The 12,123-nt window shown below is 71.3% G+C and carries 13 protein-coding genes; 3 read left to right on the top strand and 10 right to left on the bottom strand.

Features of this window, described 5'->3' with window-relative positions:
• Window positions 1-49 precede the first annotated feature (49 nt).
• From prcA to dop, 4 genes are read right to left on the bottom strand one after another with little or no spacing between them, the layout of a single operon-like run.
• Window positions 50-841 (bottom strand): proteasome subunit alpha, encoded by a 792-nt coding sequence (gene prcA / locus QMC84_RS00885; protein WP_300370697.1) that lies wholly within the window; start codon window positions 839-841, stop codon window positions 50-52.
• A 5-nt stretch (window positions 842-846) separates the two neighbouring features.
• The gene (gene prcB, locus QMC84_RS00880) at window positions 847-1,710 is read right to left on the bottom strand and encodes a proteasome subunit beta (protein WP_300370694.1); all 864 of its coding nucleotides are present in this window, start codon (window positions 1,708-1,710) and stop codon (window positions 847-849) included.
• Between the two features lie 5 nt (window positions 1,711-1,715).
• Window positions 1,716-1,913: a ubiquitin-like protein Pup gene (locus tag QMC84_RS00875; protein ID WP_300370692.1), complete on the bottom strand. Its 198-nt coding sequence runs from the start codon at window positions 1,911-1,913 to the stop codon at window positions 1,716-1,718.
• Between the two features lie 17 nt (window positions 1,914-1,930).
• A complete protein-coding gene (dop, locus tag QMC84_RS00870; RefSeq protein ID WP_300370690.1) occupies window positions 1,931-3,439 on the bottom strand; it encodes a depupylase/deamidase Dop in 1,509 nt (502 codons plus the stop codon).
• Between the two features lie 41 nt (window positions 3,440-3,480).
• Here dop and QMC84_RS00865 point away from each other — a divergent pair, with 41 nt between their 5' ends.
• On the top strand, window positions 3,481-4,107 hold the full coding sequence (locus QMC84_RS00865) for a class I SAM-dependent methyltransferase (RefSeq protein WP_300370687.1): 627 nt from the start codon (window positions 3,481-3,483) through the stop codon (window positions 4,105-4,107).
• Window positions 4,104-4,619, top strand: coding sequence for a YbaK/EbsC family protein (locus tag QMC84_RS00860; RefSeq protein ID WP_300370684.1), 516 nt, complete (start codon window positions 4,104-4,106; stop codon window positions 4,617-4,619). Before QMC84_RS00865 ends, QMC84_RS00860 begins: the two co-directional genes overlap by 4 nt.
• A gap of 3 nt (window positions 4,620-4,622) precedes the next feature.
• Here QMC84_RS00860 and QMC84_RS00855 read toward each other — a convergent pair whose 3' ends face one another.
• The 4 genes from QMC84_RS00855 to QMC84_RS00840 form a co-directional block, all read right to left on the bottom strand.
• Window positions 4,623-4,805 carry a hypothetical protein gene (locus QMC84_RS00855; protein ID WP_300370681.1) on the bottom strand — a complete coding sequence of 61 codons (183 nt, stop codon included), beginning with the start codon at window positions 4,803-4,805 and terminating at the stop codon, window positions 4,623-4,625.
• 216 nt (window positions 4,806-5,021) lie between these two features.
• Entirely contained in the window at window positions 5,022-6,776 is a 1,755-nt protein-coding gene (arc, locus tag QMC84_RS00850; RefSeq protein WP_300370678.1) for a proteasome ATPase, read from the bottom strand.
• Window positions 6,777-6,960: 184 nt separating this feature from the next.
• Complete coding sequence (locus QMC84_RS00845) at window positions 6,961-7,911, bottom strand: tRNA (adenine-N1)-methyltransferase (protein WP_300370675.1); 951 nt, start codon at window positions 7,909-7,911, stop codon at window positions 6,961-6,963.
• Window positions 7,912-7,921: 10 nt separating this feature from the next.
• The gene (locus QMC84_RS00840; RefSeq protein ID WP_300370672.1) at window positions 7,922-9,058 is read right to left on the bottom strand and encodes a site-2 protease family protein; all 1,137 of its coding nucleotides are present in this window, start codon (window positions 9,056-9,058) and stop codon (window positions 7,922-7,924) included.
• 79 nt (window positions 9,059-9,137) lie between these two features.
• Here QMC84_RS00840 and QMC84_RS00835 point away from each other — a divergent pair, with 79 nt between their 5' ends.
• Window positions 9,138-10,061: a PD-(D/E)XK nuclease family protein gene (locus tag QMC84_RS00835; RefSeq protein WP_300370669.1), complete on the top strand. Its 924-nt coding sequence runs from the start codon at window positions 9,138-9,140 to the stop codon at window positions 10,059-10,061.
• 97 nt (window positions 10,062-10,158) lie between these two features.
• Here QMC84_RS00835 and QMC84_RS00830 read toward each other — a convergent pair whose 3' ends face one another.
• Entirely contained in the window at window positions 10,159-10,806 is a 648-nt protein-coding gene (locus tag QMC84_RS00830) for a response regulator transcription factor (RefSeq protein WP_300370666.1), read from the bottom strand.
• Window positions 10,803-12,107 (bottom strand): histidine kinase, encoded by a 1,305-nt coding sequence (locus QMC84_RS00825; RefSeq protein WP_300370663.1) that lies wholly within the window; start codon window positions 12,105-12,107, stop codon window positions 10,803-10,805. The genes QMC84_RS00830 and QMC84_RS00825 overlap by 4 nt, the downstream gene beginning before the upstream one ends.
• Window positions 12,108-12,123: the final 16 nt, after the last annotated feature.

The following is a 12,123-nucleotide window of genomic DNA, read 5'->3' as shown; positions in this document are numbered from 1 at the left end:
GCGCTCCAAAGATGTCGTTGGTGACCAAACCGCGGAGGTCGAAGACCGATCAGCCCGGCGGCGCGACCGGTGGCTCGTCGTCGCCGGTGTCGTCGGCGGCCGGGTCTTCGGGCGGCTGCTCGGCGGGCGCGTGCTCGGCGGGTCCGCGCTCGCCGAGGAGCTCCTCGAGCCGCGCGGGCCGCAGCCGGGCGAACTTGCGCGGCTGGGCGCGGGTGCGATCGAGGATGGCGACCTCGAGGTCGTCGATGGGAACGACCCGGTCCTCGCTGGCGGTGTGACCGAGCGAGCCGACGGCGAGCCGGATGGCGTCCGCGAGCGAGGCGCCCTCGGCGTACCGCTCCTTGAGGTACGACGCCACCGTGTCCGCGGCGCCGCCCATCACGGCGAAGCCGTGCTCGTCGGCGACCTGGCCGTCGTAGGTGAGCCGGTACAGCTGGTCGTCGGCGGCCGAGTCGCCGATCTCGGCGACGAACAGCTCCACCTCGTAGGGCTTCTCACCGCCGCTGGAGAAGATGGTGCCCAGGGTCTGGGCGTAGGCGTTGGCCAGGGCGCGGCCGGTGACGTCGCGGCGGTCGTAGGCGTAGCCACGCATGTCCGCGAGCCGGACGCCGGCGATCCGCAGGTTCTCGAACTCGTTGTAGCGACCGACTGCGGCGAACGCGATCCGGTCGTAGATCTCCGAGACCTTGTGCAGCGCCTGGGAGGGGTTCTCGGAGACGAACAGGATGCCGTCGGCGTACTGCACGGCCACCACCGACCGGCCGCGGGCGATGCCCTTGCGGGCGAAGTCAGCGCGGTCCTTCATCAGCTGCTCGGGCGAGACGTAGAAGGGCATGCTCATCGGGGTCACGCACCTTCCGTGGTCTGCGCCGGGGGTCGGGCCGTCAGGGGGGCGTTGGGGCCGTCGGGGTTGCTCATCCGGCCGGCGATCACCCGGTCGGCGATCGCGGCGACCTCGGCGTCGGGCATCCGGCGGCCCCCGTCGGCGGTCATCACCTGGACGACGGGGAAGATACGGCGGGTCACATCGGGTCCCCCGGTGGCCGAGTCGTCGTCGGCGGCGTCGTACAGCGCCTCGACGACGGCCTGGACGGTCTGCTCCGCGGTGAGGTCGGCGCGGTAGAGCTTCTTCAGCGAGCCGCGGGCGAACAGCGAGCCGGAGCCGACCGAGTGGAACGCGGTCTCCTCGTAGCGGCCGCCGGTGACGTCGTAGCTGAAGATCCGGCCCTGGTCGGCGACGAGGTCGAAGCCGGCGAAGAGGGGGACGACGGCGAGCCCCTGCATCGCCATCCCCAGGTTGGACCGGATCAGCGCCGCCAGGCGGTTGGCCTTGCCGTCCATCGAGAGCGTGCTGCCCTCGATCTTCTCGTAGTGCTCGAGCTCGGTCTGGAACAGCCGCACCATCTCCACCGCGAGGCCCGCCGAGCCGGCGATGCCGACCGCGGAGAACTCGTCGGCCGGGAAGACCTTCTCGATGTCGCGCTGGGCGATGATGTTGCCCATCGTGGCGCGCCGGTCACCGGCCATCACCACCCCGCCGGGGAACGCCGCGGCCACGATCGTGGTGCCGTGCGGGGCGAGCTCGCCGGCGTGGCCCTGCGGCACCGCCCGGCGGCCGGGCAGCAGGTCCGGGGCCTGGACGGCGAGGAAGTCGCTGAACGACGAGGAGCCCGGCTGCAGGAACGCAGCCGGCAGACGGGGGTCGCTCATCCGGGCTACTCCCCGCCCTTCTGGATGAAGGACTTCACGAAGTCCTCGGCGTTGGTCTCGAGCACGTCGTCGATCTCGTCGAGGATGTCGTCCACGTCGCTGTCGAGCGCCTCCTTGCGCTCGCTGACGTCGGTCTCGGGGACGGTCTCGACGGACTCCTCGGCCTCCGACGACTTCCGCGGTTGCTTCTGCTCCTGTGCCATACCCACAACCTAACCACTCAGCGGGTGAGAGCGGTGAACAACTCCTCGGCCGTCTCACAGCGATCGAGCAGGTCGCCCACGTGGGCCCTGCTGCCGCGCAGCGGGTCGATGGTCGGGACCCGCTGCAGCGACTCGCGGCCGGGCAGGTCGAAGATCACCGAGTCCCAGGAGGCGGCCGCGACGTGCGCGGCGTACTTTTCGAGGCACCGGCCGCGGAAGTAGGCCCGGGTGTCCTCGGGCGGGTCGTGCATCGCGGCGTCGACGGCGGCGTCGTCGAGCAGCCGGTCGATGCGGCCGCCGGCGGCCAGCCGGTGGTACAGCCCCTTCTCGGGCCTGATGTCGGAGTACTGGAGGTCGATCAGCTGCAGCTTGGCGTCGTCCCAGGCCAGACCGTCGCGCTGGCGGTACTGCTCGAGGAGCTTGAGCTTGGCGACCCAGTCGAGCTCGCGGGCGCACAGCATCGGGTCGCGCTCCAGCCGATCCAGGACCGACTCCCACCGCGCCAGGACGTCCACGGTCTGCGGGTCGGCGTCCGCGCCGTAGCGGTCCTCGACGAACTTGCGGGCCAGGTCGAGGTACTCGAGCTGGAGCTGGATCCCGGTCAGCCGGCGGCCGTCGGTGAGCGTGACCGTGGTCCGCAGCGTCGGGTCGTGGGAGATCGCCCGCAGTCCGGTGACCGAGCCGTCGACGGTCAGGTCGGCGGTGATGAACCGCTCCTCGATCATGGCCAGCACCAACGAGGTGGTGCCGACCTTGAGGTACGTCGAGATCTCCGAGAGGTTCGCGTCACCGAGGATGACGTGCAGCCGACGGTACTTCTCCGGGTCGGCGTGCGGCTCGTCGCGGGTGTTGATGATCGGACGCTTGAGGGTGGTCTCGAGCCCGACCTCCACCTCGAAGAAGTCGGCCCGCTGGCTGATCTGGAAGCCGTCCTCCCGGCCGTCCTGCCCGATCCCGACCCGCCCCGCGCCGCAGAAGACCTGCCGGCTCACGAAGAACGGTGTCAGGTGCCGGACGATGTCGCCGAACGGCGTCGAGCGCCGCATCAGGTAGTTCTCGTGGGCGCCGTACGACGCGCCCTTGTTGTCGGTGTTGTTCTTGTAGAGCACGATCTGCGGTCCGCCCGGCAGCTGGCCGGCGCGCCGCGCGGCGTCGAGCATCACCTGCTCCCCCGCCTTGTCCCAGCGGACGATGTCGAGCGGGGTGGTGACCTCGGGCGTGGAGTACTCGGGGTGTGCGTGGTCGACGTAGAGACGGGCGCCGTTGGTGAGGATCACGTTGGCCAGGCCCATGTCCTCGTCGGTGAGCTGGGTCGGGTCCGCGACCTGGCGGGACATGTCGAAGCCGCGGGCGTCGCGCAGCGGCGACTCCTCCTCGAAGTCCCATCGCGCCCGGCGGGCCTTGGCGGTGGCCGACGCGTAGGCGTTGACGACCTGGGAGGAGGCGACCATCGGGTTGGCCAGGGGCTGTCCCTGCACGGCGATGCCGAACTCCACCTCGGTCCCCATGACCCGGCGCACGCTCATGGGCCGAGCCTACGCGAGGCGACACGTCCTACCCTCGTGGCATGGGCTACTGGACTGATCACGTCGTACCCCGGATCGCCGACCGATCGCTGTCCACACCGGAGGTCGGGCGCTGGCGATCGGTCGCGTGCGCCGGCCTGGACGGGCGGGTGCTCGAGATCGGGTTCGGCAGCGGCCTGAACGTCCCGCTGTACCCCGCGCGGGTGACCCAGGTCGACGCGGTGGAGCCGTCGGAGCTCGCGTGGGAGATGTCCGCGCGGCGGCGTGCCGGATCGAGGGTCCCGGTGGAGCGGACCGGCGCGGACGCGCAGCGGCTCGCGGCGGCGGATCGGCAGTACGACGCGGTGCTGTCGACCTTCACGCTGTGCACGATCCCGGACGCGGAGCAGGCGCTGCGCGAGGTACGTCGGGTGCTGCGCCCCGGGGGCACCTTCTGGTTCCTCGAGCACGGGCTCGCCCCCGACCGCGGCGTCGAGCGGTGGCAGCACCGACTCGAGCCGCTGCAGCGCCGGCTGGCCGGGGGCTGCCATCTGAGCCGCGACATCCCCGGGCTGGTCGCCGACGCCGGGCTGGACGTCGTCGACGTGACTGCGTCGTACCTGCCCGGCCCGGCGGTCAGCCGCCCCTGGACGCACGGCTTCGTCGGGTCCGCCCGGCGCCCGTCGTGACCGAGGGTGCGGGTCAGGCCGACGGCGACACGGACGGCGACATGGACGGCGACGGCGCGGCCCGGGCGCTCGCCGCCGCCGAGGCCCTCGGGCTGGCCCCCACGGTGACCCGGCACGGACCGGTGCGGTCGCTCGACGAGGCGGCCGCGGCTCGCGGCCTCGTGCCGCACCAGATCGTCAAGACCATGGTCGTGCGGGTCAGCGCACAGGACCATCGGTTCGTGCTGGTCCCGGGCGACCGCGAGATCGCCTGGCCGAAGCTGCGCGCGCTGCTCGGAGTCAACCGGCTGTCGATGCCGAGTGCGGACGCGGCGTTCGAGGTGACCGGCTACGAACGCGGGACCATCACGCCGCTCGGGGCGTGGACGGCGCTGCCGGTGATCGCGGACAGCTCGATGACCGACACGGTCAGCATCGGCGGCGGCGCCCACGGGGTGGCGCTCACGGTCGACGCGGCCGAGCTGGTCGCCGCCCTGGGGGCGACGGTCGCCGACGTTACCGAGCCCCGGTGAGAGTCAGCCGATCCCGGGGCTGCCGTGGATGCCGTCGTTGTGGATCCGGTTCTGGTTGAGGGCCCGGCCGCGGTCGATCTCGGCCCCGGCGTCGGGCCGGGGGGCGATCCTCCTGGTGCGGCCGCTGCTCCACCAGGCCAGTGCGAACAGCACGGCCGCGACGACGAGAACGCTGAGCCAGAACATCGTGGCGACTCCCCCGAGCTCGGGCGGGTGACGCCCGCCGTTGGCTCGACGGTACTCCTGGTTCCGCGCTCCTGCGCTAGTGCCGACCTGACGTCGTTTGGTCACCAACCACAGATGCGATCGCTCACGATCTGTGGTTGGTGACCAAACGACGTGCCTCGGCCGGCCCGGGCACCCCGGGCAGTAGCCGGCGGTGCCCGGAGCAGACCTACCGGATCAGAGGTACTGGCCGGTGTTGGCGACGGTGTCGATGGAGCGGCCCGGCTCGGTGCCCTGCTTGCCGGTGATCAGCGTGCGGATGAACACGATCCGCTCGCCCTTCTTGCCGGAGATGCGGGCCCAGTCGTCGGGGTTCGTGGTGGTCGGGAGGTCCTCGTTCTCCTTGAACTCGTCCACACACGCCTGGAGCAGATGGGAGACCCGCAGGCCGCGCTGGTCGTGGTCGAGGAAGTCCTTGATCGCCATCTTCTTCGCCCGGTCGACGATGTTCTGGATCATCGCGCCGGAGTTGAAGTCCTTGAAGTACAGGACCTCCTTGTCGCCGTTTGCATAGGTGACCTCGAGGAACCGGTTCTCCTCGGTCTCGGTGTACATCCGCTCGACCGTGGCCTGGATCATCCCACCCACGCAGGCCTCCCGATCCCCGCCGAACTCGGCGAGGTCGTCGGCGTGCAGGGGCAGCGTGGTGGTGAGGTACTTGCTGAAGATGTCGCGCGCAGACTCGGCGTCGGGCCGCTCGATCTTGATCTTCACGTCGAGGCGGCCGGGACGCAGGATCGCCGGATCGATCATGTCCTCGCGGTTGGAGGCGCCGATGACCAGGACGTTCTCCAGCGCCTCGACACCGTCGATCTCGCTGAGCAGCTGCGGGACGATGGTGTTCTCGACGTCTGAGGACACCCCCGAGCCGCGGGTGCGGAACAGCGAGTCCATCTCGTCGAAGAACACGATGACTGGGGTGCCGCCACTGGCCTTCTCCCGGGCCCGCTGGAAGACCAGCCGGATGTGCCGCTCGGTCTCCCCGACGTACTTGTTGAGGAGCTCGGGGCCCTTGATGTTCAGGAAGTAGGACTTCCCCTCCTGGCCGGTCTTGGCCGCGACCTTCTTGGCCAGCGAGTTGGCCACGGCCTTGGCGATCAGGGTCTTCCCACAGCCCGGGGGTCCGTAGAGCAGCACGCCCTTCGGCGGCTTGAGCTCGTGCTCCTTGAACAGCTCGGGGTGCAGGTAGGGCAGCTCGACGGCGTCGCGGATCTGCTCGATCTGGCCGGCCAGGCCGCCGATCGACTCGTAGGCGATGTCCGGGACCTCCTCGAGGACGAGCTCCTCGACCTCGGACTTCGGCACCTTCTCGTAGACGTAGCCCGCGCGGGAGTCGAGCAGCAGCGAGTCGCCGGCCCGGATGGTGTCGCCGCGCAGCGGCTCCGCCAGGCGCACGACGCGCTCCTCGTCGGCATTGGCGATCACCAGCACGCGGTCACCGTCGGCTAGCAGCTCCTTGAACATGACGACTTCGCCGACCTCCTCGAAGTCGAGGGCGGCGACGACGTTGAGGGCCTCGTTGAGCATGACCTCCTGGCCCCGCTGCAAGGTCTCGAGGTCCACGCTCGGGCTGACGTTCACGCGCAGTTTGCGGCCGCCGGTGAACACGTCGATCGAGTCGTCCTCGTTGCGCGCCAGGAAGGTGCCGAAGCCGGCCGGCGGCTGGGCCAGCCGGTCGACTTCCTCCTTGAGCTTCATGATCTGCTCGCGGGCCTCGCGCAGCGTCTGCGCGAGCCGCTCGTTCTGCGAGGTCAGGCCTGCGAGCGAGCGCTGGGCGTCCGCGAGCCGCAACTCGAGGCCGTGCGAGCCGCCGGGGCTCTCGCTCAGCCGTCGGCGCAGGTCGGAGACCTCGGCCTCCAGGAGCCGGACCTGGCTCACGAGCTCTTCGGGGCTGCGACCGCCCGTGCTGGGAACGCCATCCGATGTCGACATCAGCGCCACCTCCTGTGCGATTGACCCTACCCGCGAGCGGTGATGAGGAAAGACCTCATTTCGCGGTGTTGATCACGATTTGGACGCGACGGGTCCGCTGCCGTTTGGTCACCAACCGCAGGAACCGGCACCGCCAGGTCGTGGTTGGTGACCAAACGACGAGGCATTTCGGCCGGCGGGTGGGTCAGTCGGTGGGGTCGTCGACGGGGGTGCCGGGTGGGCGGGGGCCCGTGTAGTCGGGGCCGTAGGCGCCGGGTGCGGGACGGCGGCGCTTGAGCGGCGGCCGCTCGCCGGGGGCCATCCGGCGGGCGGTGACCAGGAACGCGGTGTGGCCGATCATCTTGTGGCCGGGGCGCACGGCGAGGCCCTCGACGTGCCAGTCGCGCACTAGGGACTCCCAGGCCTGCGGGTCGGTGAAGCCGCCGTGCACCCGGACCGTCTCTACGAACCGGGACAGCTGCGTGGTGGTCGCGACGTACGCGCAGACGATGCCGCCCGGACGCAGGGCGTCGGCCGTGGCGTCGAGGCACTCCCAGGGGGCCAGCATGTCCAACACCACCCGGTCGGCGCGCTCCCCGGACGCGGGCAGCGCCTCGGCCAGGTCGCCGACGGTGAGCCGCCACGCGGGGTGGGTGGCGCCGTCGGGGGCGCCGAAGAACTGCGTGACGTTGCGTCGCGCGACCTCGGCGAACTCCTCGCGGCGCTCGTAGGACGACACCCGACCGAACGGGCCGACGGCACGCAGCAGCGAGCAGGTGAGGGCGCCGGAGCCGACGCCGGCCTCGACGACATGCGCGCCCGGGAAGATGTCGACCAACGCGACGATCTGGGCGGCGTCCTTCGGGTAGACCACGGCCGCGCCCCGCGGCATGGAGACCACGAACTCCGAGAGCAGCGGGCGGAAGACGAGGTACTCACCGCCGGCCGACGAGGTGACCGTGAACCCCTCCTCGCGGCCGATCAGCTCGTCATGGTCGAAGTGCCCGCGGTTGGAGAAGAACCGCTTCCCGGGCTCGAGGCAGATGTTGTGCCGGCGGCCCTTGCTGTCGGTGAGGCGCACCCACTCACCCGCACGGAGCGGTCCGCGGTGGACGCCGGACCACGCCTCGGTGGGGACGTCGGGATGCTCGGACACGGGCGGAACCCTAGTGGGCCGAGTCGCGGAACGCCCTATCCACGTCGGCGGTGGCGAGCACCCCGACGACCGACCCGTCGGGCTCGACGAGGAGGTACTCCGCCGCCGGAGTGCGGCTGATCGCCATCACCAGCTCCTCGCCGGCGAGGTCGGCGGGCAGCCGCAGCCCGTCCTGGAGGGACCGCGACACGGCGGAGACCGCCACCCACGGGCGGCGCTCCTCCGGGGTCGCCTGGACGGCCGCCTCGCTGACGATCCCCTCGGGCATGCCGCTGGCCGTGACGGTCACGATGCTGCCGGCCCGGGCGTCGTGGGCCCGGCGTACCGCCTCGGCCAGGGGGAGGTCGCTGGGCACCGCGAGGGTACGGCGGGCCAGCTGGCGGGCCACCAGGTGCGGGAGCCGGCTGCGCAGCCGCGCCGACGCCATGGCGGCGCTCGAGCCCGACCAGAGGAACGCGGCGATCACGAACGCGAGCACGAAGTCGAGGATGTCCGGCTCGGTGCCGAGCACCGGCTCCTGGACGGCCGGCCAGAACAGCACCGCGGCCGCCGTGAGGCGCCCGCCCCAGCCGGCCACGATCGTGCCTCGGTGGGCGTTGCCGGTCAGCCGCCAGACCAGTGCCTTGAGCACGCGGCCACCGTCGAGCGGGAGTCCGGGAACCAGGTTGAGCACGCCGACGAGCAGGTTCGCCCCGGCCAGTCCCTCGACGGCCATCAGCAGCAGGCCCTCGGGCGTCACCGGGCGCAGACCGAGCGCGACCGCACCCACCAGGATCGACGTCAGCGGGCCGACCACCGCGATGAAGAACTCCTGCCGAGGCTTGCGGGCCTCACCCTCGATGGCCGTCATGCCGCCCAGGAAGTGCAGCGTGATCGAGGACACCGGGAAGCCGAAGTGGCGGGCGGCGAGGGCGTGCGACGCCTCGTGCAGCAGCACCGAGAGGTAGAGGATCACCGCGAACGCCAGGCCCGCGACGTACTTCCACCCCCCGAGGCCCGGCTGGGCCTCGTCGACCACCGGCGCCACGATGACCGCGATCAGCCCGGCGACGAGGAACCAGGACGAGGAGACCAGCACGTCACTGCCTGCGATGGTGCCGACCTTGAGCATGCCCGGCGGGCGGGTCCGGGGCGTGGAGTCGGGCACCTGACGAGGCTATCCGACGGGGTCCGACGCGCTCGGAGCCGCCATCGAGACGTCGGTGGCCTCACCTAGGGTGAGGGCCATGAGCACGCAGTCGGAGTCGCCGGCGACCCGAGTGTCGACCCCGGTGGACGGAGTCAACGTGCTGGGGGCGCTCTCCCCGAGCCGGGCGGGCGACTTCATGAGCTGTCCGCTGCTCTACCGGTTCCGGACCATCGACCGGCTGCCGGAGCGGCCCTCCCCGGACGCCGTGCGCGGCACCGTCGTACACAAGGTGCTCGAGGACCTCTTCGACCTGCCGGCTGTCGAGCGCACCCCCGACCGGGCCCAGGCGATGCTCGAGCCGGCGTGGGAGCGACTGGTCGAGGCGGAGCCCGAGCTGAGCCAGATGTTCCCCGCCGACGGCGAGGGCGCCCAGGCCGCTGGGTGGCTGGCATCGTGCCGGGCGGTCCTCGAGCGGTACTTCACCCTCGAGGACCCGCGGCGGCTCGAGCCCGCCGAGCGCGAGCTGTACGTCGAGGCGCTGCTGGACTCGCGGCTGCTGCTGCGTGGCTTCGTCGACCGCATCGACGTGGCGCCCGACGGCGCGATCCGGGTCGTCGACTACAAGTCGGGACGCTCGCCCTCGGAGATGTTCGAGGCCAAGGCGCTGTTCCAGATGCGGTTCTACGCCCTGGTCATCTGGCGCACCCGTGGCGTCGTCCCCGCCATGCTCCAGCTGATCTACCTGGGCAACGGCGAGCTGCTGCGCTACGTCCCCGACGAGCCCGACCTCCTGGCCACCGAACGCAAGGTGGAGGCGATCTGGCAGGCGATCCGGCGGGCCGAGGAGTCCGGCGACTGGCGGCCCAGCCCCGGCCGGCTCTGCGACTGGTGCGCGCACCGGGCGATCTGTCCCGCCTGGGGCGGCACTCCCCCGCCGATCCCGGCCCGCGAGGCGTCGGCGGACCGCTCCGTCGACGCATCGGTCGACGCATCGGTCGACGCATCGGTCGACGCGGTGTGAGGCTGCCGCCGGCTCCTGTCGTTTGGTCACCAACGGCAACCCGACCCGCCCAAAATCTGTCGTTGGTGACCAAACCGCACGGCGGCGGCGCTGCGGGCTAGAGGCCGTTGCGCTCGGCCCAGAGGGCGGCCTGGGTGCGGTCGACGACGCCGATCCGGGCGAACGCCGAGGTGAGGTGGGCCTTGACGGTGCGCTCGCTGATGTCCAGGCGACGGGCGATCTGCTTGTTGGCCAGCCCCTCCCGGACCAGGGTCAGCACCTCGGTCTCGCGGCTGGTCAGCTGCACCTGGGGGGAGCCCGCGCGCACGCCGAGGAGGGCGCGGGCGGCCTTGGGGTGGATCGGCGACTCGCCGCGGCTGACGGCCCTGATGCCCTGGAGCACGTCCTCGGGGTCGGCGTCCTTGAGCAGGTAGCCGACCGCGCCGGCGTCGAGGGCCGCGATGATCCGCTCGCTGTCGGAGAACGACGTCAGCACGAGCACATCGACGCCCAGCTTCGCGGCCATGATCGAGCGAGTGGCGGCGACGCCGTCGACCTTCGGCATCTGCAGGTCCATCAGCACAACGTCCGGCCGGATCCGGCGGACGACGTCGAGAGCCTCGGCTCCGTCTGCGGCGGTGCCGACCACCTCGATGTCGTCGGTCCCGGCCAGGAGCTGCTCGAGCCCGGCCCGGATCACGGCGTGGTCGTCGACCAGGACGACCCGGATCGGCCGGGGCGTCGTCGGTGTTGTGGGTGTCGTCACTGGGTTTCCACCTCCATGCGCACGGTGGTCCCCTCTCCCGGGGCCGACCGGACGTCCAGCACGCCGCCACTGTCGGCGACCAGGCTGCGCAAGCCTCGCAGACCGTAACGGTCGGGATCGCGCATCGAGCTCGGGTCGAACCCGATCCCGTCGTCGACCACCTCGAGTGTCAGTAGCCGACCATCGCCGCGGACGGTGACTGCCAGGGTGGATGCGCTCGCGTGCCGCAGCGCGTTGCGGACGGCCTCCTGCGCGACCCTCCAGACCAGGGCCGCCTTCTCGTCCGAGGCCGTCTCCGCCCCCTCGACGCTCACCGACGCCTGGACGTCGGTGGTGCCCGCGGGGGCGATCAGGTCGGCCAGCGCAGCGGCGAGACCGTCCGCGCGCAGGTCGGGCGGATGGATCTCGACGAGCAGTGACCGCAGGGACTTCAGGCCGTCGCGCAGCGATGATCCCGCTCCTTCGAGGGTGTCGCGAGCGTCGGCGGGGGTCTCGGGACTGCGCGACAGGGCGCCGATCGCGAACGCCGTGCCCGCCAGGTCCTGGACCACAGTGTCGTGCAGGTCCCGCGCGATCCGGCGGCGCTCCGCGTCGGAGGCCTCCATCGCCGAGCGCAGCAGGCGCTCACGCTCGGCAGCCGCCTTGCGCAGCTCGCGGGTCAGTGTCACCAGGATCGCGGTGGCGACCAGGATGAGCAGGAGCAGCGGCGCGAGCGTGATCCACCGGAACGACGAGTAGATCTCGCTGCGTCTCTGTTCGATCTCGTCGAGGGTGTAGTAGGCCTCCACCAGGAGCGGCTGACCTTCTGGCGAGGTGATCCGGGTGTAGGTCTGGACCAACCCGCTGGCCCCCTCCTCAGCGGCGATCTCGCGGTTCTCCGGGCTATGGGGGTCCGCGATGACCGAGCCGCTGCCGCCATTGACGATGACGTCGAGCTGATCGTCGGTCAGCGGGAACTTCCGGCCGAGCAGCGCACTGCCCGCGCTCGAGTACACGTTCCGGCCGTCCTTGGTCCAGATGTTCACGCGATCAGCCGTCTCGACGTCGAGCAGCCGGGGTGTGATCGCGCGGTCCATCTGATCGGCAGCGGCCAGCTTGCGCCGGGTTGTCCGCACCAGTCCCTCCGGGACGTCGGGCTCGACCACGGACCTGGCCACGACCTCGGTCGTCCCCTGTGCCTCGGCGATCGCCTCCTGGCGTGCCGCGCGGTCGGCGAGCTTGTTGGTGCCCAGGAAGATCGCGGTGACGGTGAGGGTGCCGATCAGCAAGAAGAGCGCGACGGGGCTGCGGACGACGCGCAAGCGGGACACCTTTCGA

The sequence above is a fragment of the Nocardioides sp. genome, from assembly GCF_030019515.1.
GTDB lineage: Bacteria > Actinomycetota > Actinomycetes > Propionibacteriales > Nocardioidaceae > Nocardioides.
This window is presented reverse-complemented; position numbering and strand designations above follow the sequence as displayed.

What these genes read in the sequence shown, in the direction of transcription:
- prcA (WP_300370697.1), bottom strand. Translation starts at nt 841, where the DNA reads ATGAGCATGCCCTTCTACGTCTCGCCCGAGCAGCTGATGAAGGACCGC.
- prcB (WP_300370694.1), bottom strand. Translation starts at nt 1,710, where the DNA reads ATGAGCGACCCCCGTCTGCCGGCTGCGTTCCTGCAGCCGGGCTCCTCG.
- QMC84_RS00875 (WP_300370692.1), bottom strand. Translation starts at nt 1,913, where the DNA reads ATGGCACAGGAGCAGAAGCAACCGCGGAAGTCGTCGGAGGCCGAGGAG.
- dop (WP_300370690.1), bottom strand. Translation starts at nt 3,439, where the DNA reads ATGAGCGTGCGCCGGGTCATGGGGACCGAGGTGGAGTTCGGCATCGCC.
- QMC84_RS00865 (WP_300370687.1), top strand. Translation starts at nt 3,481, where the DNA reads ATGGGCTACTGGACTGATCACGTCGTACCCCGGATCGCCGACCGATCG.
- QMC84_RS00855 (WP_300370681.1), bottom strand. Translation starts at nt 4,805, where the DNA reads ATGTTCTGGCTCAGCGTTCTCGTCGTCGCGGCCGTGCTGTTCGCACTG.
- arc (WP_300370678.1), bottom strand. Translation starts at nt 6,776, where the DNA reads ATGTCGACATCGGATGGCGTTCCCAGCACGGGCGGTCGCAGCCCCGAA.
- QMC84_RS00835 (WP_300370669.1), top strand. Translation starts at nt 9,138, where the DNA reads ATGAGCACGCAGTCGGAGTCGCCGGCGACCCGAGTGTCGACCCCGGTG.